Source organism: Streptomyces sp. NPDC001985 (assembly GCF_040296845.1).
Lineage (GTDB): Bacteria > Actinomycetota > Actinomycetes > Streptomycetales > Streptomycetaceae > Streptomyces.
In genome coordinates this window covers 34,384-56,043 of the sequence record NZ_JBEOYB010000056.1, presented here as the reverse complement: position 1 = coordinate 56,043, position 21,660 = coordinate 34,384, and the positions used below count along the sequence as shown (strand labels likewise).

25 protein-coding genes are annotated in these 21,660 nt (G+C 74.2%); 13 read left to right on the top strand and 12 right to left on the bottom strand.

What is annotated here, in order from left to right; all coding sequences use genetic code 11:
- Positions 1–126: 126 nt before the first annotated feature.
- Positions 127–765: a CGNR zinc finger domain-containing protein gene (locus tag ABT122_RS23940; protein WP_351555807.1), complete on the bottom strand. Its 639-nt coding sequence runs from the start codon at positions 763–765 to the stop codon at positions 127–129.
- Between the two features lie 165 nt (positions 766–930).
- On the opposite strand from ABT122_RS23940, the gene ABT122_RS23935 reads away from it, so the two are divergent.
- From ABT122_RS23935 to ABT122_RS23920, 4 genes are read left to right on the top strand one after another with little or no spacing between them, the layout of a single operon-like run.
- Entirely contained in the window at positions 931–1,386 is a 456-nt protein-coding gene (locus ABT122_RS23935) for a VOC family protein (RefSeq protein ID WP_351555805.1), read from the top strand.
- Between the two features lie 46 nt (positions 1,387–1,432).
- A complete protein-coding gene (locus ABT122_RS23930) occupies positions 1,433–2,362 on the top strand; it encodes a pyridoxamine 5'-phosphate oxidase family protein (protein WP_351555802.1) in 930 nt (309 codons plus the stop codon).
- A gap of 50 nt (positions 2,363–2,412) precedes the next feature.
- Entirely contained in the window at positions 2,413–2,616 is a 204-nt protein-coding gene (locus tag ABT122_RS23925; protein ID WP_351555799.1) for a ferredoxin, read from the top strand.
- Positions 2,613–3,833 carry an NAD(P)/FAD-dependent oxidoreductase gene (locus ABT122_RS23920; protein ID WP_351555796.1) on the top strand — a complete coding sequence of 407 codons (1,221 nt, stop codon included), beginning with the start codon at positions 2,613–2,615 and terminating at the stop codon, positions 3,831–3,833. Before ABT122_RS23925 ends, ABT122_RS23920 begins: the two co-directional genes overlap by 4 nt.
- A 24-nt stretch (positions 3,834–3,857) precedes the next feature.
- Here the strand turns inward: ABT122_RS23920 and ABT122_RS23915 are convergent, their stop codons facing one another.
- The 5 genes from ABT122_RS23915 to ABT122_RS23895 form a co-directional block, all read right to left on the bottom strand.
- The gene (locus tag ABT122_RS23915) at positions 3,858–4,064 is read right to left on the bottom strand and encodes a ferredoxin (RefSeq protein WP_351555793.1); all 207 of its coding nucleotides are present in this window, start codon (positions 4,062–4,064) and stop codon (positions 3,858–3,860) included.
- 3 nt (positions 4,065–4,067) lie between these two features.
- The gene (locus tag ABT122_RS23910) at positions 4,068–5,318 is read right to left on the bottom strand and encodes a cytochrome P450 (protein WP_351555790.1); all 1,251 of its coding nucleotides are present in this window, start codon (positions 5,316–5,318) and stop codon (positions 4,068–4,070) included.
- 320 nt (positions 5,319–5,638) lie between these two features.
- Complete coding sequence (locus tag ABT122_RS23905; protein ID WP_351555787.1) at positions 5,639–6,079, bottom strand: GNAT family N-acetyltransferase; 441 nt, start codon at positions 6,077–6,079, stop codon at positions 5,639–5,641.
- A gap of 10 nt (positions 6,080–6,089) precedes the next feature.
- The gene (locus tag ABT122_RS23900; RefSeq protein WP_351555785.1) at positions 6,090–6,917 is read right to left on the bottom strand and encodes an ABC transporter permease; all 828 of its coding nucleotides are present in this window, start codon (positions 6,915–6,917) and stop codon (positions 6,090–6,092) included.
- Complete coding sequence (locus ABT122_RS23895; protein ID WP_351555782.1) at positions 6,914–7,828, bottom strand: ABC transporter ATP-binding protein; 915 nt, start codon at positions 7,826–7,828, stop codon at positions 6,914–6,916. Before ABT122_RS23895 ends, ABT122_RS23900 begins: the two co-directional genes overlap by 4 nt.
- A gap of 101 nt (positions 7,829–7,929) precedes the next feature.
- On the opposite strand from ABT122_RS23895, the gene ABT122_RS23890 reads away from it, so the two are divergent.
- On the top strand, positions 7,930–9,144 hold the full coding sequence (locus ABT122_RS23890) for a sensor histidine kinase (protein ID WP_351555779.1): 1,215 nt from the start codon (positions 7,930–7,932) through the stop codon (positions 9,142–9,144).
- Here the strand turns inward: ABT122_RS23890 and ABT122_RS23885 are convergent.
- From ABT122_RS23885 to ABT122_RS23875, 3 genes are all read right to left on the bottom strand, one after another.
- A complete protein-coding gene (locus ABT122_RS23885; protein WP_351555777.1) occupies positions 9,108–9,785 on the bottom strand; it encodes a response regulator in 678 nt (225 codons plus the stop codon). The genes ABT122_RS23890 and ABT122_RS23885 overlap by 37 nt on opposite strands.
- A gap of 405 nt (positions 9,786–10,190) precedes the next feature.
- Positions 10,191–11,540: an IS21-like element helper ATPase IstB gene (gene istB, locus ABT122_RS23880; protein ID WP_351555816.1), complete on the bottom strand. Its 1,350-nt coding sequence runs from the start codon at positions 11,538–11,540 to the stop codon at positions 10,191–10,193.
- 137 nt (positions 11,541–11,677) lie between these two features.
- Positions 11,678–12,643, bottom strand: a complete 966-nt coding sequence (locus ABT122_RS23875) for an NAD(P)/FAD-dependent oxidoreductase (RefSeq protein WP_351555774.1) — start codon at positions 12,641–12,643, stop codon at positions 11,678–11,680.
- A gap of 77 nt (positions 12,644–12,720) precedes the next feature.
- On the opposite strand from ABT122_RS23875, the gene ABT122_RS23870 reads away from it, so the two are divergent.
- The 6 genes from ABT122_RS23870 to ABT122_RS23845 all read left to right on the top strand — a co-directional run bounded on the left by ABT122_RS23870 (position 12,721) and on the right by ABT122_RS23845 (position 16,436).
- Positions 12,721–13,320 carry a helix-turn-helix domain-containing protein gene (locus ABT122_RS23870; RefSeq protein ID WP_351555771.1) on the top strand — a complete coding sequence of 200 codons (600 nt, stop codon included), beginning with the start codon at positions 12,721–12,723 and terminating at the stop codon, positions 13,318–13,320.
- A gap of 190 nt (positions 13,321–13,510) precedes the next feature.
- Positions 13,511–13,852, top strand: coding sequence for a hypothetical protein (locus ABT122_RS23865; RefSeq protein WP_351555768.1), 342 nt, complete (start codon positions 13,511–13,513; stop codon positions 13,850–13,852).
- Between the two features lie 35 nt (positions 13,853–13,887).
- Positions 13,888–15,102, top strand: coding sequence for a helix-turn-helix domain-containing protein (locus ABT122_RS23860; RefSeq protein WP_351555765.1), 1,215 nt, complete (start codon positions 13,888–13,890; stop codon positions 15,100–15,102).
- 88 nt (positions 15,103–15,190) lie between these two features.
- The gene (locus ABT122_RS23855; protein WP_351555762.1) at positions 15,191–15,550 is read left to right on the top strand and encodes a hypothetical protein; all 360 of its coding nucleotides are present in this window, start codon (positions 15,191–15,193) and stop codon (positions 15,548–15,550) included.
- A complete protein-coding gene (locus tag ABT122_RS23850) occupies positions 15,547–15,780 on the top strand; it encodes a hypothetical protein (RefSeq protein WP_351555759.1) in 234 nt (77 codons plus the stop codon). Before ABT122_RS23855 ends, ABT122_RS23850 begins: the two co-directional genes overlap by 4 nt.
- A gap of 92 nt (positions 15,781–15,872) precedes the next feature.
- The gene (locus tag ABT122_RS23845; protein WP_351555756.1) at positions 15,873–16,436 is read left to right on the top strand and encodes a GNAT family N-acetyltransferase; all 564 of its coding nucleotides are present in this window, start codon (positions 15,873–15,875) and stop codon (positions 16,434–16,436) included.
- A gap of 104 nt (positions 16,437–16,540) precedes the next feature.
- Here ABT122_RS23845 and ABT122_RS23840 read toward each other — a convergent pair whose 3' ends face one another.
- Positions 16,541–17,101 carry a peptidoglycan-binding domain-containing protein gene (locus tag ABT122_RS23840; protein ID WP_351555753.1) on the bottom strand — a complete coding sequence of 187 codons (561 nt, stop codon included), beginning with the start codon at positions 17,099–17,101 and terminating at the stop codon, positions 16,541–16,543.
- A gap of 478 nt (positions 17,102–17,579) precedes the next feature.
- Positions 17,580–17,984, bottom strand: a complete 405-nt coding sequence (locus tag ABT122_RS23835; RefSeq protein WP_351555813.1) for a pyrophosphohydrolase domain-containing protein — start codon at positions 17,982–17,984, stop codon at positions 17,580–17,582.
- A gap of 484 nt (positions 17,985–18,468) precedes the next feature.
- Here ABT122_RS23835 and ABT122_RS23830 point away from each other — a divergent pair, with 484 nt between their 5' ends.
- A complete protein-coding gene (locus tag ABT122_RS23830; RefSeq protein ID WP_351555750.1) occupies positions 18,469–19,533 on the top strand; it encodes an alpha/beta fold hydrolase in 1,065 nt (354 codons plus the stop codon).
- 65 nt (positions 19,534–19,598) lie between these two features.
- On the opposite strand, the gene ABT122_RS23825 is transcribed toward ABT122_RS23830, so the two are convergent.
- Positions 19,599–20,477 (bottom strand): alpha/beta fold hydrolase, encoded by an 879-nt coding sequence (locus ABT122_RS23825; RefSeq protein ID WP_351555747.1) that lies wholly within the window; start codon positions 20,475–20,477, stop codon positions 19,599–19,601.
- A gap of 258 nt (positions 20,478–20,735) precedes the next feature.
- On the opposite strand from ABT122_RS23825, the gene ABT122_RS23820 reads away from it, so the two are divergent.
- Positions 20,736–21,209, top strand: coding sequence for a hypothetical protein (locus ABT122_RS23820; protein WP_351555744.1), 474 nt, complete (start codon positions 20,736–20,738; stop codon positions 21,207–21,209).
- Positions 21,210–21,660: the final 451 nt, after the last annotated feature.

Here is a 21,660-nt window from a genome sequence, read left to right as displayed (position 1 = left end):
GGCCGGAGCGGCCGGTGCCGGGCCGGAGCGGCCGGTGCCGGGCCGGAGCGGCCGGTGCCGGGCCGGAGCGGCCGGTGCCGGGCCGGAGCGGCCCGGGGAGAGGCGCGTTCTCCCCGGGCCGCCGTGTCAGTCCCGCGCGGCGGGGCTCTTCGCCGGCGCGTCCCGGCCCTCCCGGTCCGCCGCGCCCTTCTCCCCGTCCTGGAGGTGCCGGGCGTAGTGCCGCAGTGCCTTGGCGCGGTTGCCGCAGCCCGCCATGGAGCACCAGCGCCGGGTGCCGTTCTTGGAGACGTCGTAGAAGTGCAGCACGCACTGGGGGTTGGCGCAGGGGCGGATGCGCGCGGGGCGGTCGGCGAGCAGCCCCAGGTAGTTGTCGGCGGCGGTCCAGGCGGGCCGCCAGGACGGCTCGTCCAGCTCGACGCCGATCTCGGGGCCCTCCGGGCCGAGGGTGTGCCGGACGGCCCCGTGCGCCAGGACGGCGTTGAGCGCGGCGACCGCCTCGGCTGGGTAGGGCGGGGTGGCCGTGATGAGGGTTTCGAGTGCCGTGCGCGCTTCCAGCAGATACCGCAGGGTGTGCTCATCGGCTGGAATCCGATGGTCGCGCAGGGCCTCGCCCGCGGCGTCGCCGGCCAGCCAGATCGTCAGCCCCTCAAGGGAATCCAGCAGGTCATGCGGGCCCGTGGCGTCGATCCAGCGGGTGTTGAGCAGGTCAATGGCGAGCGGCTCGCCGGTCAGCGGACGGGGGTCCGCCTCAAAGGGTCGCGGCACGGAACGTCCTTCCTTGGCGGGAAGTCGCGTGTCTCGCGCTCCCCTCTATCCACACTAACCGGTCACAACAAGATTACCGGTTGCGCTCCCGCTACCTAACCCCTAAAGTCATTTTCACCGGTTACGGGGATGTCCCGTAACCCCTACGGAGGGCATGGGACGAAGATGAGCAAGGCCACAACCCTGCAGACCGGTCACGTCGGGCTGAACGTCACGGACCTGGACCGCTCGCTCGCCTTCTACCGCGAGGTCTTCGACTTCGGGGTGATCGCCGAGGGCAAGGAGGAGGGCCGGCGCTGGGCCTTCCTGGGCCGCGACAACCAGCTCCTCGTCACCCTCTGGCAGCAGAGCGAGGGCGCCTTCCGCACCGACGCCCCCGGTCTGCACCACCTCTCCTTCCAGGTGGAGTCCATCGAGGCGGTCAACGCCACGGCCGAGGTGCTGCGCGGCCTCGGCGCGGAGTTCACCTACGACGGAGTGGTTCCGCACGGCGAGGCCGGCACCTCCGGCGGGATCTTCTTCACCGACCCCGACGGCATCCGGCTGGAGATCTACGCGCCCACCGGCGCCGACCCGGCCGACGCCCCCACCCCGGGCGCGCCGACCTGCGGCTTCTTCTAGACAGCAGCGCGAGAGACATCACAGCGCACGACCGGAAGGGAATGCCGTGGCCGACTACCACCGGGGCGAGGCAGCCGTACAGGACCGCGCGGGCCTCCTCGACCACGCGAAGTCCTCGCTCGGCGCCATCAACGACGCCATCCCCGAGATCGCCGCGGCATTCCTCGCCGAACAGCCGATGATCGTTGTCGGGGGCACCGACACCACGGGCCGCATCTGGGCCACACAGCTGACGGGGCCGCCCGGATTCCTCCGGGCGGCCACGCCCCGGGTCCTCACCATCGGCACCCTGCCCATCCCCGAGGACCCCCTGGCGCACCTGCTGACCGGGGCCGGGCCGGCCGGCGGGGCCGTACCGCTCGGCATGATCGCCATCGAGCCCGCGACCCGGCGCAGAATGCGGATCAACGGCCGGGCGGTCCGGGACGGCGACGGACTGAGGGTCGACCTCGACCAGGTCATCGCCAACTGCCCCAAGTACATCCAGAAAAGGGCCCCGCACACCGCCGGCCCGGCCGGCGGCGGCGCCGGAGCGCGCACCGTGACCGACAGCGACGCGCTCGACGAGGCCCAGCGGCGCGCCGTCCGCGCGGCGGACACCTTCTTCATCGCCACCGCGTCGGACCGGGGGGACACCGACGCCTCCCACCGGGGCGGCAACCCCGGCTTCGTCGAGGTGCTGTCCCCCACGCGGCTGCGCTGGCCCGACTACACGGGCAACGCCATGTTCCTGACGCTGGGCAATCTGGCGCTGAACCCGGCCGCCGGAATCGTCCTGCCCGACTGGGCGACCGGCTCCACCCTCCATCTGTCCGGCACGGCGCACACCGTGTGGGACCCGGAGGAGACCGCCCGCGTCCCGGGCGCCCAGCGCCTGGTCGAGTTCTCCGTCGAGGCGGTACGGGAGATCTCCGCCGCCTCCCCGCTGCGCTGGAGCGACCCCGCGTACTCCCGCTTCAACCCCCCGGTGCGCTGAAGCCCCGCCGCCGGGCGGCACCCATCCGCACCCTCCCACCGGAGCACCCCATGCAGATCACCGTGGACATGAAGGTCTGCGAGAGCCACGGGCAGTGCGTCTTCGCGGCGCCCGAGGTGTTCTCGTTCGACGACGACGACTACCTCGTGCACGAGGCCACCGCACCCGAGGCCCTGCGCGACAAGGTCGAGAAGGCCGCGTCCGCGTGCCCGGTCCGCGCCATCACCCTCTCCGCAGCCCCGGCCGTCCGGTGAGCCCGGTCCGCGAGCACCTGGTGATCGTGGGCGCATCCCTCGCCGGGCTGCGGGCGGCCGAGGCCCTGCGCGGCCAGGGATTCACCGGCGGTCTGACCCTGATCGGCGCCGAGGAGCACCTCCCGTACGACCGTCCGCCGCTCTCCAAGGCGGTGCTCACCTCCGACGCCGAGCAGCCCCCCGACACCGCGCTGCCGCTGCCGGCGGCGCTGGACGCGCGGTGGCTGCTGGGCCGGCCCGCCACCGGGCTCGACCCGGACGCGCACACCGTCACCCTCGCCGACGGCACCCGGATTCCGTACGACGGGGTGCTGATCGCCACCGGGGCGACGGCCCGCGCCTGGCCCGAGGCCTTTCCCCGGCCACCGGCCGGGGTGCTGACCCTGCGCGGCCGGGACGACGCGGCGCGGCTGCGGGAGCGGCTGCTCCCCGGCCGGCCCGTGGTGGTCGTCGGCGCCGGGTTCCTCGGCGGCGAGATCGCCGCCGCCGCGCGCGCGCGAGGCGCCGAGGTCACCCTGGTGGAGGCGGCGGCGCAGCCCCTGGCGGGGCCGATCGGCGCCGAGGGCGGGGCGTTCGTGGCCGGTCTGCACCGGGCGGCGGGGATCGATCTGCGGACCCGCACCACGGTCACCGCGTTCACCTCCCGGGAGGGCCGGCTCACCGGGGTCACGCTCTCCGACGGCTCCCGGCTCCCGGCCGAGACGGCGGTACTGGCGCTCGGTGCCGAGCCCGCCACCGGCTGGCTCGCGGACTCGGGGCTCGACACCGGCGCCGGGCTGCGCTGCGACCCGTATCTCCGCGCGCTCCGCCCCGACGGGAGCGTCGTCCCCGACGTGGTGGCGGCGGGCGATGTGGTCCGGGCGCCGTACGCGCTCGCCGGGGGCACCCCGCTGCTGCTCGGCCACTGGACCAACGCCGCCGAACAGGGCGAGGCCGCGGCCCGCACCCTCCTCCAGCCGGAGCGTCCGCAGCCGTTCGACAGCATCCCGTCCTTCTGGTCGGATCTGCACGGCACCCGGCTCCGCTCGGTGGGGCTGCCCGCGCTCGCGGACACCACCGAGGTCCTCGAACTCGACGAGGGGGCACGGCGGCTGGAGATCGCCTACCACCGCCACGGCCGGCTGATCGGCGCGCTGACCATCGGCCGCACCAGCCGCCTCGCCGGCTACCGGGAGCGGCTCCGGCACACCGCCGGGCAGTCACCGGTGCCGGTCTGACCGGCCGTCCGGCCCCCTGCCGGGCTATCGAGAGGTGATGTCCGGGAGGAGGATCGCCCCGGCGGGGCAGGAGCCCGCGGCGAGACGGACCGCGCCGAGACGGGCGGCGGGCGGGGCGGGGTCCAGGAGGAGCACCCGGCCGTCCTCGTCGTCCTGGTCGAACACCTCGGGGGCGGTCAGCGCGCACATCCCCGCGCCGACACACCGCTCACGGTCGACGGCGAGCCCCATCGCCTACTCCTCGTCCCAGGTGACGGGGAGCCGCTGCACCCCGTACAGCCCCGGGCCGCCGCGCAGCGGCACCTCCTCCGGCGGGACGGCGAGGCGCAGCCCCGGGAAGCGGGTGAGGAGGGCGGGGAAGGCCACCCGCATCTCGACCCGGGCCAGTTGCTGCCCCAGGCACTGGTGGATGCCGTGGCCGAAGGCCAGATGGCCGGTGGCCCGGCGCCGCACATCGAGGGTGTCGGGGTCGGGGAAGCGCTCCGGGTCGCGGTTGGCGGCGCCCAGCGCGATGGTGACGGACTCGCCCGCCCTGATCAGCCGGCCGTCGATCTCGACATCCTCCAGGGCCGCGCGCACCCCGGTGTGGGCGATGCTCAGATAGCGCATCAGCTCCTCGACGGCCGTCTCGGCGAGACCGGGATCGGCGCGCAGGGCGGCGGCCTGGGCGGGGTTGCTCAACAGGGCGAAGGTGCCGAGCGCGAGCATATTGGCGGTGGTGTCGAGCCCGGCGGCGAGCAGGAAGCCGCCGATACCGGCGAGTTCCTCCTCGGTCAGGTCGGTGGTGGTGAGATCGCTGAGCAGGTCGTCGGTGGGGTGGGCGCGCTTTGCCGCGACCAGTTCCCGGACGTACTCCGTCAGCGCGGCGAACGCGGTCATCATCTCGTCGATGGTCGCGCCGGTGCCGCTCACCTCGGCGGCGAGACGCTTGAACTCGTCCCGCTCGGACGGGGGCACACCCAGCAGTTCGCAGATCATCAGCGCCGGAATGGGGTGCGCGTACATCCCCACCAGATCGAGCCCGGGGCCGTGGCGCTCCATGGCGTCGAGATGTTCGGCGGTGATCTCCTCGACCCGCTCGGTGAGCGCCCGCATCCGGCGGACCGTGAACTTGCCCGCGAGCAGGCGCCGGTAGCGGGTGTGCTCGGGCGGGTCGACGCCGGTGAGGTCGCCGATCGGCGCCGCGGGCAGCTCACCGACCGCGAGCCCCGGGAACGGGTTGTGCATCAGTTCGAGCCGTGAGCTGAAGCGGGGGTCGGCGAGTATCGCCCGGACGGTGGCGTGCCCGGTGCCCAGCCAGCCCACGTGTCCGTCGTCGTAGCGCAGCCGGCGCAGCGGCTGCTCCTCGCGCAGCCGGGCCAGCGCGGCGGGCGGATCGAAGGGGCAGCCCTCGGTCCGGTCGGCCGGAAGGGTGAGCGGCTCGTCGTCGGGTAACGCGGGGTTCTCCCCGGCGGCGGGGGCGGCGGTGCGGGGTTCCTGACGCATGGTGTCCTCCTGTACGGGAATGGTGGGCGCGGCCCGCGGGCCGGTCAACGGGGGCGGTCCGCAGGGCCGGTGATAGGCCGGTGACGGATCGCCCCCGGGGTCGCGGGCGGCGCCGGTGACCGGGCCCCGGCGGGCCGGAAGCGACCGCCCGGGCGGGCCGGGCCCGGCGGGCGGTGGCAGCCGCGGCCGGAAGCCGCCGGGGGCCCGGGGTGGCGCCACCGGGCGGGGGAGATCCATAGCGCCACTATGGCATCACACTAGCGCCACCACAAGCCCAAGTGGTGCCAACGTAGCGCCACGGCAACCCCGCTGACGGAGCGTCACACTCTTCGGTGCATCCCCACCGACGCGGGCGCGGTCTCCGTGAAGCCGTACCGCGCGTACAGCCGGCGGGCCTCCCCGTCGGCGATGAGCGAGACATACGCCCCGGCGGGGGCCCGCCGCTCCAGCTCCCCGGTCAGCTCGGCCATGATCCGTTTACCCAGGCCGCGGCCCTGGTGCTCCGGGAGGACGCAGATGTCGACGACCTGGAAGAAGCACCCCCCGTCCCCGACGATCCGCCCCATCCCGACCGTCTCGCCGCCGTGGTGCACGGTGACGCCGTGCCAGGTGGCGGGCAGCCCGATCACCGCCGCCTCGACCGGCCAGACGGTGAGACCGGCGGCGCCGCGCAGCCGCCCGTACAGCTCGACCGCCGGGACGCCCACCCGGAGTTCATAGGGGTCGCCATCCCGACGGTAAGAGTCACTATTCCTATTCATGCCTTACACATTAGCGTCCGGCGATGTCCCGCCCCCGCATCCGTACCGCCGCGACGGCCAGGGGCAGCAGGGCGTACAGACAGAGCACGGCGGCGGCGGCCCACGGCGGCAGCACCGCGCCGTAGACGCTGTCGTCGTTGCCGGTGCCCGCGAGCTGGCCGGGGAGGCTCCCCGGCAGCAGGGAGGTGACCCGGTCGCCCCAGAGGCCCGGCAGATGCTGGGTGAGCAGCGGCCCCACGTACAGCAGCACGACCACGGTCACCACCGCCCCGGTCGTGGAGCGGAGCAGCGCACCGAGACCGAGGCCCAGCAGGGCGAGCGCCATCACCGAGGCGCTCAGGGCGAACAGCAGGCCCGGGGTGTGGGACGACTCGTCGGAGAAGAAGGGGACGGGCCGGTCACCGACGATCGCCCGGGTGAGCCAGGAGGTCGTGAACACACCGGCCAGCCCGGCGGCCAGACCGGTGACCCCGACGACCCCGGCCTTGGCGCCGAGCAGCCGCACCCGGCCGGGGACCGCGACGACCGTGGTCCGGATCATCCCGGTGGCGTACTCCGAGGTGATCGTCAGCGTGCCCAGCACCGCCAGCGCGATCTGCGCGACCACCGCCACCAGCGGTTCGAGCGGCGAGAGGGCCACCCCTTCCCGCTCCGCGCCGGAGAGCCCGTCCCAGGTGCCCGCGATCGAGGCCGCGAGCACACAGGCCAGGGCCACGGCGACGGCCACCGTGCCGAGCAGATGGGCCGTGGAGCGTACGGTGCGCAGCTTCAGCCACTCGGCCGCGAACACATCGGCGGTCCCGCTCGCGCGGGTCCCGCTCACCGGGGCCGGGCTCATCGCGCCGCCTCCGTCGCACGGTGATCGGCGGCGCCCGCGGTCAGCTCCATGTACGCCTCCTCCAGGGACGCGGTGCGCGGGGTCACCTCCCACACGGCGATCCGGTGCGCGGCGGCCAGGTCGCCGATGCCGGAGACCTCCATCCGCGTCACGGTCAGCCGGTCGCTCCCCGGCTCCCGCACCACCCCCGCCCCCGCGTTCTCCAGGACGGTCGCCAGCTCCGCCGCGCGCGGGGACCGGACGAGGACGCCCTTGCCGAAGCGCTCGGTCAGCTCGGTGACCGAGGTGTCGGCGATCAGCCGTCCGCGCCCGATGACGACCAGACGGTCGGCGGTCAGCTCCATCTCGCTCATCAGATGGCTGGAGACCAGGACGGTGCGGCCCTCGCCGGCCAGGGCCCGCATCTGCTCGCGGAACCAGCGGACACCGTCGGGGTCGAGCCCGTTCACCGGCTCGTCGAAGATCAGCACACCCGGATCGCCGAGCAGGGCGGCGGCGATGCCCAGGCGCTGCCGCATCCCCAGCGAGAAGGTGCGGATCTTCCTGGACGCCACGTCGGCGAGCCCGGTCCGGCCGAGAACGGCGTCGACCCTGGCCCTGCCGATGCGGTGGGTCCGGGCGAGCCAGCGCAGATGGGCGACCGCGCTCCGGCCTCCGTGCACCGCGCTCGCGTCCAGCAGCGCGCCCACCCGGGTCATCGGGCGGTCCAGCGCCGCGTAGGGGGTGCCGTCGACGGTGGCCCCGCCCGACGTGGGGACGTCGAGCCCGAGAACGACCCGCATGGTGGTGGACTTGCCCGCCCCGTTGGGGCCGAGGAACCCGGTCACCCTGCCCGGCCGGGCCCGGAAGGACAGCCCGTCGACGGCGGAGGTCCGCCCGTACCGTTTGGTCAGCCGATTGACTTCGATCATGGCCGCCATGCTCGGGCGGGCGGACGCGCGGCGCATCGGGCCGCCGTATGACATCCCCCGGCAGGAGGTGCGGCCGCCGCGGGTCCGGATACCGTCGCCGGGTGGACGACTCCGGACCGCGCACCCTGTTCGCCCAGCCGCTGACCGGGCGGCGGCTGATCGCGTTCGACGCCCTCGCCGCGGTGGTGTTCACCGCCGTGGCCGTACCGGCCGCCCGGGACTCCGGCTGGCCCGCGTGGGCACAGGTACTGATCGCGCTGGGGGCGGGCGGGCCGGCCGCCGTCAGGCGGCTGTGGCCCGTGCCGGTGTTCTGGGTGGTGCTGGGGGTGTCGCTGGTCGCGGAGGTGTGGCTGGGCGCGCGGACCCTCTTCGCCGCCCCGGCCTTCGCGCTCTACACGGTCGCCGTCACCCAGCCGCCCCGCCGCTGGCTGCCGACACCGGCCATCGCCGCGCTGGGCGCGGCCGGGATGTTCGGGCTGACCGCGACGGGGGCGTCGGAGACCGGGGGGTTCGATCCGGTGCGGGTGCTGTCGGCGGCGGGGGTGCTGGGCGGGACCTGGACGATCGGGCGCGCGGTGGCCGAGCGGCGCGCCTTCGCCGAGCGCTCGGCGCGGCAGCTCGCGGCCCGCGCGGTGGTGGAGGAACGGCTGCGGATCGCGCGCGAGCTGCACGACATCGTCACCCACAGCATGGGGCTGATCGCGATCAAGGCGGGGGTCGCCAACCATGTGGCCGAGGCCCGGCCGCAGGAGGCGCGGGACGCCCTGAGGATCATCGAGTCCACCAGCCGGGGCGCGCTGACCGAGATGCGCCATCTCCTCGGCGTCCTGCGCTCGGAGAGCGCGGGGCCCCCGGAGAACGGCCCCGAACTGAGCCCCGCCCCGGGGGTGCCCGCCCTCCCCGGGCTGATCCGGCGGGCGGAGGCGGCCGGGGTCCGGGTCACCGCGGAGGTGGCGGGGGCGGAGGGCGTGCCGGAGGGGGTGGGGCTCTCGGTGTACCGGATCGTGCAGGAGGCGCTGACGAATGTCGCCCGGCACGCCCCGGCCGCGCGCTGCCGGGTGTCGGTCCTGGGCGGCGACGGGGAGGTACGGGTGGAGGTCACCGACGACGGTCCCGGAAGCCCCGGAACCGGAACCGGAACCGGGGTGGCCGGGGGTGGCGGTCACGGTCTCATCGGGATGCGGGAGCGGGCCGCGCTCTACGGCGGCAGCCTCACGGCGGGCCCCGCCGACCGGGGCGGGTTCCGGGTGGTGGCCCGGCTGCCGTACGGGCGGGCCGCTCAGCGCGGAGCCGCCACCACCAGGCCCGTCTCATAGGCCGTGATCACCAGTTGGACGCGGTCGCGGGCCCCCAACTTGTCCAGCAGACGGCTCACATGGGACTTCACCGTGGGCAGCCCGATCCGCAGCCGCCCGCCGATCTCGGCGTTGGAGAGCCCCCGGGCCACCAGGACGAGCACCTCCCGCTCCCGGTCGGTCACCCCGCCCAGGTCCGCCGGGAGACCGGCGATGTCCGCGTGCCGCTCGGGCAGCCGCCCGAACTCGGCGATCAGCCGGCGGGTGATCCCCGGCGCGAGCAGCGCGTCGCCGGCGGCGACGACCCCGATGGCGGTGAGGAGTTCGGCGGGCGGGGTGTCCTTGAGCAGGAAGCCGCTGGCGCCCGCGCGGAGCGCCGCGTACACGTAGGTGTCGAGGTCGAACATGGTGAGGATGAGCACCCGGACCCCGGCGGGTCCGTCCGGCCCGCAGATGCGCCGGGTCGCCTCGATGCCGTCGGTTCCCGGCATCCGCACATCCATCAGCACCACATCGGGGCGCTCGCGCTCGGCCAGCGCGACGGCCTCGTCCCCGTCCGCGGCCTCACCGACCACCTCGACCCCCGGTGCGGTCTCCACCAGCACCCGGAAGCTCCCGCGCAGCAGCGCCTGATCGTCCGCGACGACCACCCGGATCGGCATATCGGCGTGCCTCCGTCCGTCGGGGGGAAGGGTATCGCGGGGGGGGTGGGGTGGGTGCCGGGGGCGGGAGCCGGGAGCCGGGTCCCGGGCGTCGGGTCCCCGGGGCGGAGGGTCCGTCCTCAAACGCCGGACGGGCTGAACGACTCCGGAACCGACCGCCCTTCGGAGCGTGGGCACCCCGGGGCAGGGGTCCGTCCTCAAACGCCGGACGGGCTGGATGATGCCGAGAGCCGTCCTCGAACGCCGGAGAGGCCGGATGATGCCGAGAGCCGGCCCCAGACGCCGGAGAGGCCGGATGATGCCGAGAGCCGGCCCCAGACGCCGGAGAGGCCGGATGATGCCGAGAGCCGGCCCCAGACGCCGGGCGGGCTCAATGGCGCCAGCTCCGGGTATCGGGGGTCCGGGTCAGTGGGGGTCGGATGCCGAGGTCAGGGATCGGTCGAGGGCGTGGCCCCGGAGGCGGTAGCTGTCGCCCTTCAGGGTGACCACGTCGGCGTGGTGGGCGAGGCGGTCGATCATCGCGAAGGTCACCGGGGTGTCCCCGAAGACATCGGTCCAGCGGCCGAAGGGCTTATCGCTGGTGACGACCACCGAGGCCCGTTCGTAGCGGTGGGAGACGAGCCGGAAGAGCAGATGGGTCGCCTCGGCGTCGAAGGAGCTGTAGCCGATCTCGTCGACGATCAGCAGGGCGTACCGGTCGAGCCGGGCCAGTTCCTCCGAGAGCCGGCCGGCGGCACGGGCGTCGGTGAGGCGGGACACCCACTCGGCGCCGGTGGCGAAGAGGACCTCGTGCCCGGCCCGGCAGGCCCGCATGCCCAGGGCGATGGCCAGATGCGTCTTGCCGGTGCCGGGCGGGCCGAGGAAGACGGCGTTGCTCCGGGACTCGACGAACTCCGCCGTTCCCAGACGGGTGATGGTCTCCCAGTCGATGAAGCGCTGGTGGTCGTCGTCGAACTCCTCCAGCACCTTCCTGGCCGGGAACCCGGCCGCGCGAATCCGGGCCTCCGCGCCCGCGCCGTCGCGGGACTCGCGGGCCTCACCGCTCTCCCGGGGCGTGCCCTTGCCCTGGGCGGGGATGAACTCCCGCAGGACGACCGGGGGCGTCGGTCCCCGTCCCCCCGGTGGCAGTTCGGGCAGCTCCCCGATCTCCGGCAGCTCCGGCAGATTGAGGTCACCGGAGGGCAGGGTGGCCCGCCGGCCCGCCGGGTGGCCGTGGGCGGAGTGGCCGCTCTCCATGGGGCCCGACATATAGGCGAGGATCGCGGCCGAGAGGATGAACGCCATATGGATCACCGTTCCCCACAGCAGTGAGTGGTGGGAGGTGTGGTCCACGTCCACGAACATCTGGAGCAGGTGGACGGAGGAGATACCGACGATCGCCGTGGCCAGTTTGACCTTCAGCACATTGGAGTTGACGTGTGACAGCCACTCGGGCTGGTCGCGGTGGCCCTGGAGGCCGATACGGGAGACGAAGGTCTCGTACCCGCCGACAATGACCATGATCAGCAGATTCGCGATCATCACCACGTCGACGAGCTTCAGCACCGCGAGCATGACGTGGGTCTCGTTCACCTGGCCGCTGATCACATGCAGGATCAGATGCCAGAGCTCGTTGAAGAACTTGTAGACGTAGACGCCCTGCGCCGCCACCAGGCCGAAGTACAGCGGGGCCTGGAGCCAGCGGGTGGCGAACAGCGCGTAACCGAGTGAAGGAGCCGCATAGCTCCGGAAGTCGTGCTTGGGGGGCGCGGACATGGCCTGGCCGAGCAACAGCGTCTCCAAAGGTGACATGGCGAAGTACGGGCGCAGCCCGCGTACACGCCTCCAACGACCCCGTGCGCGGGGGCGTCACGGACACCACGCCGGCAACCGGGGCACGACCCCCGGGCGGGCTACTCCTCACGTGCCGGGGCGGCGCTCCGGCGGCGGGCGACGGCGCGGGCGGTCTCCTCCTCCACCAGACCGTGGTTGATGCCGATCGCGGCGGCCGATCCCATGCCGGCTGCGGTGATCACCTGCGAGCGGGGGTCGGCGACATTGCCCACCGCCCACACCCCGGGGACACCGGTGCGGCCCGACGCGTCGGTGACCGTCCACCCCTGGTCGTCGACGGGGCAGCCCAGTCCGCTCAGCAGGGTGTCGCGCGGCACCATGCGCGGCTGCACGAAGACCGCGTCGCGCGGGACGGTGCGGCCGTCGGCGAGTTCGACCCCGCGCAGCGGGCCGTTGTCCGTGATCAGCCGCCGGACCTCGCCGCCGACGATCCGGACCTCGCGGGCGGCCAGGCGCTCGCGCTGCTCCCCGGTGAGCTCCAGGGTGTGGGTGAAGAGGGTCACGTCACCGGACCACTGGAGGAGGAGCAGGGCCTGGTCCACGGCGCGCGGCTCCGTGGCGAGCACCCCGAGGGGCCGGTCGCGGACCTCGTGGCCGTGGCAGTAGGGGCAGTGCAGGACGTCCCGGCCCCAGCGGTCGCGCACGCCGGGGAGCGCGGGGAGTCCGTCGCGGAGGCCGGTGGCGACGAGGACCCGGCGGGCGGGGAGGACGGGGCCGCCGGAGAGCCGGACGAGGAAGCCTCCGCCGGCGGCCGGGGTGATCTCGTCGACCGTGCCGTCGATCAGGTGCGCCCCGTACCCGGCGGCCTCCGCGCGCCCCGCCTCCAGGAGCGCGGCGGGGGCCATGCCGTCCCGGGAGAGGAAGCCCCGGATCTGCCCGGCCGGGGCGTTGCGCGGCTCCCCGGCGTCCACGACCGCCACCCGGCGGCGGGCACGTGCCAGCACCAGGGCGGCGCTGAGACCGGCGGCGCCGCCGCCCGCCACCACGACGTCGTACATGTCCGTGACCGTGTCTGTGTGGTTCATGCCGGTGAGGCTGCGCCCGTGGGCCGGAAACAGCAATCATTGTTGCCATTATCGGGACGGCGCGGTGCAATGGGGGCATGGACCACACTCCCGCCGTCTCCAAGGCCCTGGCCGAGGTCGGCCCCCGCCTCAAGCGCCTGCGCACCGAGCGGGGTGTCACCCTCGCCGCGCTCGCCGAGGCCACCGGCATCTCGAAGAGCACCCTGTCCCGGCTGGAGTCCGGGCAGCGCCGCCCCAGCCTGGAGCTGCTGCTGCCGATCTCGGGGGCCCACCAGGTGCCGCTGGACGAGCTGGTCGGCGCCCCGGAGGTGGGCGACCCCCGCGTCCGGCTCACCCCCCGGCGGGCGCACGGCAGCACGGTGGTGCCGCTGACCCGGCAGCCCGGCCCGCTCCAGACATTCAAGATGGTCCTGCCGCGGGACCGGAGCACGCCGGAGGTCGTCACGCACGAGGGGTACGAGTGGCTGTACGTCCTCGCCGGGCGGCTGCGGCTGGTGCTGGCCGACCACGATCTGATCCTCGGCCCGGGAGAGGTCGCCGAGTTCGACACCCGGCTGCCCCACTGGTTCGGCACCACGGGCGAGGGCCCGGTGGAGGTGCTCAGCCTCTTCGGCCGCCAGGGCGAGCGCATGCACGTCCGGGCGAGGCCGGCGCCACGGGAGACGCCCGGGGGCTGAGGGGGCCGCCGGGACCGGTCCCGGGTGCGTGCCGCGCGCGGGTCCGTCCTCGGACGCCGGGCGGGCCGGGGCGTCCGGCGGCCCGGCGTACCCCGGCCGGTCGCCCAGCGGATGCCGTCCCCGGCGAAGACCGGCAGGGTGATCGTGAACAGGGAGTTCCCGCACCTTCCCGCACAGACAAGGACGGCCCATGTCCGTGACCCACCGCCGGCGCCTCGCCGGTGCCGCCGGGGCGGCACTTCTGACCCTCACCGTCGCGGGCTGCTCCGGCCTCGGCCGGTCCGCGCTGGGCACCGTCAACTACGACACCCCGGGCCGCCGCCATCTGACGGTGTCGAACCCCCCGGTCACGGGGTGCCACAAGACGGTCGACGAGGGCGCGGTCTTCTTCGACAACAACACCCTGGTGGACATCGTGGTGTACCCGACGGACGACTGCTCCGGCGAGGACTCGATCTACATCCCGACGACCACGTCCGACGTGGTCGCCCCGGGGGCGCCGCCCTGGCGGGCGTACAGCATGATCCACTGACCGTACGGCTCCGGAAGCGGCCGTACGCTTACGGCATGACCGAGCACCTGGGTGACCGCCTGGGACGGCTGCGGCGCCTCTCAGGGCAGACACAGGAGGGGCTGGCTGAGCGTTCCGGCGTATCCGTGGATGTGATCCGGAAACTGGAGCAGCAGCGCAAGCACAGCGCGCGGCTGCCCACGCTGCACAGCCTGGCCAGGGGGCTGGGGGTGGAGCTGACCGCGCTGCTGGGAGACCCTCCCGGCGTGCCCTCCAACGGGGAGGCCGACCCGCCCCAACTGGTCGCCGTGCGCCGGGCCATCGTCCCGCCGATGTTCGCGCCCCCGCCCGAACCGGCCGAACCGGCCCGGCTCTCCGCGCCGCTCCTGCGGACGGAGATCGCCGACGCCTGGACGCTCTACCACCGGGCGGAGTTCGCCCCGCTGATGGAGCTGCTGCCGGGGATCATCGCGGACGCCCGCTTCCTGGCGGCCGTCGGCGGCGCCGACCAGCGGGCCGCCGGGCAGGCGGCCCTGGGCAAGGCGCTCCAGCTCGGCGGGCATCTCGCCATCCGCCTGGGCAAGACGGATCTGGCGCTCGCCGCGCTGGAACGGGCCATGGCCGCCGCCCGGCAGTCCGCCGACCCGCTGCTGGCACCCATGATCAGCAACTCGGTCGCCTGGAACTACCAGCGCCAGAACCGGCTGCCGGACGCCGAGCGGCTCGCACTGCACGCCGCGGAGACCATGGAGCGCGAGCACGGGGGGTCCGCCGAGGGGCTGCGTGTCTGGGGCGGGCTGGTGATGTCCGCCGCCACGAGTGCCGCCCGTGGCGGCGACTACACCACCGCCGACGGCATGATGCGCGCGGCGGAGGACGCGACGGCCCGGCTGCGCAGGCTCCCGGCGCCGGTGGACAGCAGAATGGTGTCCGTCTTCAGCCGGTCGTCCGTCCGTATCGAACGCGTCCGCCTGGCGGTCCAGCACGCCCGCCCGGACGAGGCTCTCACCCTCGCCCGGGGCCTGCGCCTCAGCGCCGACACTCCCCCGTCCTGGCGCACCTGGCTCCTCCTCGACGTGGCCCGCGCCCACGCCGATCTCGGCAACCCCGAAGGCGCGGTGAAGGCGCTGACCTCGCTGCGGCGGATGGCTCCGGGGTGGATACGCCATCACACCCACGCGGTGTCCGTCGTACGGGACCTGTGGGCCGGGACGGTGCACCCTCCGGGGCTGCGCAGGCTCGCCGAGTTCCTTGGCATCGCCACCCGGTAACCGGGCGGAACTGGGACGTTCCGTCCCTGTGCCCACGTTGCCGCGGGCGAGAGGCTCGGAGGGTACCGAGCGGAGAGGACAACCGACCATGAGCGCCACGGTCCAGCGGCAGACGCGGCCCATCCACGCCGACGAGATCACCGAGCTGATCGCGCTCATACGGCTCGGCGGGGTCTGGGGCATCGCCCCCGGCCAGGTCCCGCGCGGCGGATGCGCGGAACCCTCGCACGACATCCCGCGCCGGCTCGAAGCCGCCCTCGCACGGCTCGCCGCCGAGGCGCGCGTCTTCGGCGGGGCCGGGAGCGAGCCCGTGGCCGTGGACGGGTGCCGGGTGTGCGGGGTGCTCGGGGAGGAGCGGGAGACCGCGCGGGCGCAGCGGGACGCCGCGTCGATGGTGGAGGTCAACGCGCTGATCGCCGCTCATCCGCACCGGGGCGGTGCCGCATGACCGAAGAGGCGCGGCCGTACGAGCCGGGGCCCGGGGAGGTCGCGAAGGACACCTCCGCGGAGAGGGTCGGGCGGGTCATGGGGCAGGTGGGGGGCCGGTACCAGCTCAGGCCGCTCGGCGGAGGACGGGAGTGGGACGTGCTGCCGGAGCATCTGGGGCCCGCCACCCGGGCCGAGCTGCTCAGCGCCTGGGTCGCGGAGGTCAACGACCGGAGCCGCAGGGGGCTGTGATCCGGGGGAACCGGCTGAGCGGGCCGTGCGTTCATCCGGTACCCGGTTTCCGGCCAGGCGCCGGGCGCCCACCGACCCCGCAAGGACCGCGCATGTTCGAACTCGTCGACCCCATCAAGACCGAACGACTGGTCCTCCGTCCCTTCACCGCGGACGACGAGGACGACATGTTCGCGTTCGAATCCCGGGACGACGTGGCCCGCTACCTCTTCAACGAGCCCCGCACCCGTGAGGACAATGCCCGGGAGCTGGCTCTCCGGCAGCGGCTCACCGTCCTGCGCAAGGAGCAGGACAGCCTGATGGCCGCCGTCGAGCTGGACGGCACGGTGATCGGATATGTGCTGCTCGTCTGGCGGAGCGAGGAGCACCGGCAGGGTGAGTTCGGCTATGTCTTCCACCCGGACCACGGGGGCCGGGGCTATGCCACGGAGGCGGCCCGGGAGATGCTCCGCATAGGGTTCGAGCGGCTCGGCCTGCACCGGATCATCGGCCGCTGCGACCCGCGCAACACCGGCTCCGCGCGGGTCATGGAGCGGCTGGGGCTCCGCAAGGAGGCCCACTTCGTGGAGTCGGAGATCTTCAAGGGCGAGTGGGGCGGCGAGCTGCACTTCGCGATGCTGGCGTCGGAGTGGCGGGAGTCCCACGGCGCGGAGTGATCCGCGCCCCGGCCCCGGCCGGGAGCGGGCGATCCGCGGAAGAGCGCCGGCCCCACCGCCCACCGGGCGGGACCGGCGCTCTCCGGTCTCCGGGAGCCGTGCTCTCAGTCGCAGGTGTTGTCGTCGTAGCCGGCGTCCCGCCGGTGTCCGGCGCCGTCGTAGAAGGAGTAGACGCCCTGGCCGTCCCGCCGGAGACCGAAGCTCCAGTCCCGGCCGCGGTAGGTCACATTGAGCTGCTCGCCCCGGCCCTCGCTGCCGCCGGCGTACCGGAGGTTGTTGTCGGCGCGGCCGAAGGTCAGGTTGCCGACCACACCGTCATTGTCCAGCTTCCACCTGGACTGCAGGGACCTGGTGGCGTGCTCCGTGTTCTCCCCGAAGTGCCCGTCGATGTCCGCCTGGTCGAAGGTGGACAGGTCCTTCTCCTGGGCGCCCTCCGCCCAGAGGACCTTCTGCCACAGGCACACGGCGTTGGAGTTGTTGTGCGCGCCGAGGCCGTGGCGCAGTTCTCCCTCGTCGCCCCAGTCCCCGGCGAAGGTGTCGTAGCCTCGCACATAGCCATCGCTCATCGCGGCGGAGGCGGGCGTGACGCCGGCCGCCAGAGCGCCGAGTGTCAGGAAGCTGATCGCGGCGGCGGTGAGCCGGCCGCCTCTCGTTCTGTGTCGCACAGAGCTCTTCCCTCCTGGGATGGAGATACCTGATGGGTCCGGGCTGCCGTCCTCTGTCTGTCTGCTGTGGCGGTAACGATGCACGGCGGGCATAAACAAACCCTGAACGGCCTGACCGGCCGGGGTCTCGCGGGCATGGGGGCCGGGTTCACGGGCGCGCCGGACTCCCGGGGAGCCGGACGGTGCCGGCTCCGTGGCGTCGGGCGTCGGGCGTCGGGCGTCGGGCGTCGGGAACAGGACGCATCGGTCGCGGCGGCACCGTCGTCCCGGGCAGGCCGTTGATCCCGGGGAAACGGCCTGAGACGCAAAAAACTCCCGAGGTCGTCTCTTTCGGATCGTGCCGGGCTCGCGAGCCCCGGCACCGCGCCTCGCCGCGTTGTCGCCGGTCGCCGACGCTCCGCGTGGGCTCCCTCCTCCGCCTCGCGATCCACGGCACCGGACCCCGCTCACCGATCCGGCCCGATCCGAAAGAAAATCCCTAGGCGTCCTGGGCCGCCCAGCCCTGGCGGCGCAGGACCGCGGCCACGTCCGGGGGCTGGTAGTGGTCGCCCTTGAGGACCTTGCCGTCCGCGCGGCGGACGGGAGTGCCGTCGGGGCCCAGCTTGGACATATTGGCCCGGTGGACCTCGGCGAGGACCGCGTCGAGGTCGATGCCGTGGACGAGCGCGGTGCCGTAGGCGACATAGACCACATCGGCCAGCTCGTGCGCCAGGCTGTCGAGCGGCCCGAGGACGGCGACCTCCTCGACCTCGGCGACCTCCTCGGCCAGCAGGTCGTGACGGTGGGCGGCGAGCTCCGGCGGGACCTGCGCCGGGACGGCCCGGGTGTCGAGACCGAAGGCGCGGTGGAACTCCTGGACCAGGGTGGCGGGCGACTGCTTCACCCAGCCGACTCTACGTGCCGGGACGCCCGGGGAGACCCGCGCACGGTGGAAGAAGGTCAGCCCGACGGCGACCAGCGCCGCGCCGAGCAGCACCACGCTCAGGGTGTGGCCGATGCCGGTCTCGGAGAGTATCGGCTGGACGCCCCCGGCCGGGCCCTCGACGGGCTTCCCCGCCCACACTGGTTCCGCGAGCACGGTCACGGCCCCACCCCTCCCCGTTCGAGCCCTGCGCCGGCGCTGCCGCCGTCTCCGAAGACGGCGGCGGTGGCGACTTGGTTGTTCACGTACCCGGGGAAATCCCTCGAACCGGACTTCCCCGCCACGGCGGTCGAACAACCATCGGACGGCGGGCGGAGCGCAGCGGGAGGGGTGGCGCTCACCCGGACAGCCGGTGTTTTCACTCTCCCGGCGCGCGGAGCGCGCGGCCGTGCACCGGGGCGCGAACGCTGGGGAGGGAGAGCCCTCCGGCAGAGAAGAGCACCCCATGGCCGTGCCGCCCGCCCCCGCCGCCGCCCCGCGCCCCGGACGCCGGATATCCCGGATATCCCGGATATCCCGGATATCCCAGCCGGCCCGTATCCCGAACCTGGCGCGGGTCTCCTGTCTCACCCTCGCCCTCGCCGCCACCGCCGCCGGCACAGCAGCCGCTCCCGCCGCGGCCTCCGCCTCCGTCTCCGTGTCCCCCTCCGGAGAGGAGCGAGCGGGCGGCCCCAAGCCCACCGTCGTCCTGGTGCACGGCGCCTTCGCCGACGCCTCCGGCTGGAGCGAGGTCGTCGAACGGCTCCGGCACCACGGCTACCGGGTCGTCGCCCCGCCCAACCCACTGCGCGGACTGAGCAGCGACTCCGCCTCCCTCGCCGGGGTCCTCCGGGGCATCGAGGGCCCCGTCGTCCTCGCCGGCCACTCCTACGGCGGCGCGGTCATCACCGGGGCCGCCGCCGGGAACCCCGCCGTCAAGGCCCTGGTCTATGTCTCGGCCTTCATGCCCGACGAGGGCGAGACCCTGGGCGCGCTCTCCGCGAAGTTCACCGGCAGCGCGCTCCAGCCCGCGCTCCGGCCCGTCCCGTACACCGACGGCACCACCAGCGGCAGCGATCTGTACATCAGGAACGACCGGTTCCATTCCGTCTTCGCCGCCGATCTCGCCGCCGGACAGACCCGGGTGATGGCCGCGGGACAGCGCCCGATCGCCGCGCGGGCCTTCGAGGAGAAGGCGGGACCGGCGGCCTGGCGGACCATCCCCTCCTGGTTCGTCGTCGCGAAGAACGACCGGGCCATCGCCCCCGACCTGGAGCGCTTCGAGGCGGAGCGGGCCGGTTCGCACACTGTCGAGGTCGACTCCTCGCACGTGGCGATGATGTCCCGTCCGGACGATGTCACCGAGGTGATCCGCCGGGCGGCATCCGACACGGCCGGGCCCCCCGTGCTCGCCGCGACGGGCGCCCGCACCGAGGCCCTCGCCGCCCTCGGCGCGCTGGCGGGCGCGGCGCTCCTGACGGGCGCCGCACTGCTGCGGGCGGGCCGCGGACGCCGGGGCCCGGGTGCCTGAACCGGCCCCGCGCCCCGGGTGCCCGGACCGGCGGCGGCGCCCGAGGCCGTGCGGCGCCCCGCTCCTCAGTGCCGGCCGATGAAGTCCAGCACCGCCGCGTTGAGCGCGGGCGCGTTCTCCTCGTGCGTCAGATGGGACGCGTGGGCGATGCTGATCCGCTCGGTGTCGGGGAGGAGTTCCTCCAGCCGGTCCATCAGCCGGTGGAATATCGGCGCCGTGTGCACCCCCGTCACCAGCAGGGCGGGGGTGCGGACCCGGCGTACCGCCTCCGTGTCCAGCGGCGGCATCCCCGCGTCGAAGAGCCCGGCGCGGAGCGCGGAGAGGTTCTCGCGCATCTGCGGCAGCCGCTCCGGTTTCAGCGCGGCGTACGCCCGGTCGTCGAGCACCCCGCGCAGAAAGATCCGCATCGCCCGCTCGTCGTCCCCGGCGGCGAACGCACGCCCGGCCGGTGTGACGGTCCTCAGCTGGAATTCGGCCAGGAGCCGCAGCGCCCCGGGGTGCCCCAGCAGCTTCAGCAGCTCCACCGGGCGGGGCCGGGGGCTCAGATAGAGCGGCACCACCGGCGGCTCCTCCAGCACGAGGCTGCGGACCGACTCCGGCCGCCGCACCGCCGCCAGCAGACTGATGAACGCGCCCCAGGAGTTGGCGACGAGATGCGCGGGGGCGGCGCCGACCTCGTCGAGGAAGGCGAGCAGATCATCGACATGGGGCTCCATCGGGTTGGCCGTCCCGGGCGGGATGTCCGGGTTGGGCCTGGCGTAGCGCCTGCTGTAGGCGATGGCCCGGTGGGACGCGCCGACGACGGGGAGCTGGGCGTCCCACGTCCGCAGATCGCTGAGGTCACCGTGGACGAAGACGACGGGATCGCCGTCACCGGTCTCCTGGTAGGCGAGGGAGACTCCGTTGACATCGGCGGTTCGGGTGCGCGCTTGGGAAAAGGTCATCACTGGTCCTGTACGTCAGAGGCCGGGAATAAGCGGTGCATGGGTCTCCGGACATCGGTGGGCCGGCTCGGTCCGGCGCCGGAATTCTCCGCGCGGGAACCCCTCGCGCGGAAGGGCCCGCCGCCGCGGTGCGCCTCCCCGCCGCCCCACGGAGGGTCAGCCTTCCCGGTTCGTACGGCCCCCTAACAGACCTGCGGTGATGACCCGTACGGCGTACACGGGCGTGCGGGCCGGCCCGCCCGCTCCTTGACTGGTGCCATGGAGCGGACGGAGAAGGCGGGCGCGCGGTGGCGCGGGGCTGTGGCAGGGGCCGGGATCACGGTGGCGCTGACGCTCGTGGCGGCCGGGTGCTCGGACGGGGGCGGCGGCGGCGCGTCGGATGTCGCCTCCCGGGCGGTGTCGGCGGTCTCCTCGGCAACGGCGTCCGCCGGGAAGCGGCTCGACGAGATCAAGGGCGGGGTCGACGCCCGGGCCGATGTGAGGCTCGGCTCCCCGGCGACCGACTCCGACGGCCGCGCGACGGTCGAGGTGAGCGCGCGGAACACGGTGGAATCGGCGAAGTCCTTCGCCGTGCGGGTCGACTACCGCGACTCCAGCGGGAATCTGCTGGACACGGTGGTGGTCACGGTGGCGGATGTCGCCGCCGGAGCGACCAAGGACGCCACCGCGCGCAGCAACCGCAAGCTCTCCGGCGAGGTCAGGGCGGAGCTGGGCACGACGCTGCGGTACTGACCCCGATCCGGCGGAGGCCCCGGCGCCGGGGAAGCGCGGACCGCGCACCCGGCACCCTCCGGCACCGCCGCCTCCGGCAGCACGACGGCCGCGCCCGCCCGGCGCAGACGCACGCCACCGGCACCCGGGCGCCGGGACGCTGACGGTACGACGCCGGGACGACGACCACCCGCCGGGGCGCCCCACACCGAGCCGGCCACACCACCGGACCGGCCGTCCGGGCATCCCGACGCCGGGACGACGACCATCCGCCGCGGCGCCCCACACCGAGCCGGCGCCGGGAACCGCCCGACCGGGCACACCACCCGACCCGGCGGAGGGCGGCGCCGGGCAGAGCCCGGACCACGCACCCGGCACCCGGCGCCCGGCGGCCGGCGGCCGGCGGCCGGCGGGCCGGTTCCGTGCGAGGGCTCCCCGGGGCTCCCCTGATCCCGGCTCTCCAGCCCCTCCG

Coding starts and splice junctions, on each gene's coding strand:
- ABT122_RS23830 (WP_351555750.1), top strand. CDS start 18,469: ATGGCCGTGCCGCCCGCCCCCGCCGCCGCCCCGCGCCCCGGACGCCGG.
- ABT122_RS23860 (WP_351555765.1), top strand. CDS start 13,888: ATGACCGAGCACCTGGGTGACCGCCTGGGACGGCTGCGGCGCCTCTCA.
- ABT122_RS23895 (WP_351555782.1), bottom strand. CDS start 7,828: ATGATCGAAGTCAATCGGCTGACCAAACGGTACGGGCGGACCTCCGCC.
- ABT122_RS23915 (WP_351555793.1), bottom strand. CDS start 4,064: ATGGGGCTCGCCGTCGACCGTGAGCGGTGTGTCGGCGCGGGGATGTGC.
- ABT122_RS23885 (WP_351555777.1), bottom strand. CDS start 9,785: ATGCCGATCCGGGTGGTCGTCGCGGACGATCAGGCGCTGCTGCGCGGG.
- ABT122_RS23870 (WP_351555771.1), top strand. CDS start 12,721: ATGGACCACACTCCCGCCGTCTCCAAGGCCCTGGCCGAGGTCGGCCCC.
- ABT122_RS23935 (WP_351555805.1), top strand. CDS start 931: ATGAGCAAGGCCACAACCCTGCAGACCGGTCACGTCGGGCTGAACGTC.
- ABT122_RS23925 (WP_351555799.1), top strand. CDS start 2,413: ATGCAGATCACCGTGGACATGAAGGTCTGCGAGAGCCACGGGCAGTGC.
- ABT122_RS23855 (WP_351555762.1), top strand. CDS start 15,191: ATGAGCGCCACGGTCCAGCGGCAGACGCGGCCCATCCACGCCGACGAG.
- ABT122_RS23845 (WP_351555756.1), top strand. CDS start 15,873: ATGTTCGAACTCGTCGACCCCATCAAGACCGAACGACTGGTCCTCCGT.
- ABT122_RS23850 (WP_351555759.1), top strand. CDS start 15,547: ATGACCGAAGAGGCGCGGCCGTACGAGCCGGGGCCCGGGGAGGTCGCG.
- ABT122_RS23905 (WP_351555787.1), bottom strand. CDS start 6,079: ATGAATAGGAATAGTGACTCTTACCGTCGGGATGGCGACCCCTATGAA.
- ABT122_RS23875 (WP_351555774.1), bottom strand. CDS start 12,643: ATGAACCACACAGACACGGTCACGGACATGTACGACGTCGTGGTGGCG.
- ABT122_RS23865 (WP_351555768.1), top strand. CDS start 13,511: ATGTCCGTGACCCACCGCCGGCGCCTCGCCGGTGCCGCCGGGGCGGCA.
- ABT122_RS23900 (WP_351555785.1), bottom strand. CDS start 6,917: ATGAGCCCGGCCCCGGTGAGCGGGACCCGCGCGAGCGGGACCGCCGAT.
- ABT122_RS23825 (WP_351555747.1), bottom strand. CDS start 20,477: ATGACCTTTTCCCAAGCGCGCACCCGAACCGCCGATGTCAACGGAGTC.
- ABT122_RS23820 (WP_351555744.1), top strand. CDS start 20,736: ATGGAGCGGACGGAGAAGGCGGGCGCGCGGTGGCGCGGGGCTGTGGCA.
- ABT122_RS23910 (WP_351555790.1), bottom strand. CDS start 5,318: ATGCGTCAGGAACCCCGCACCGCCGCCCCCGCCGCCGGGGAGAACCCC.
- istB (WP_351555816.1), bottom strand. CDS start 11,540: ATGTCCGCGCCCCCCAAGCACGACTTCCGGAGCTATGCGGCTCCTTCA.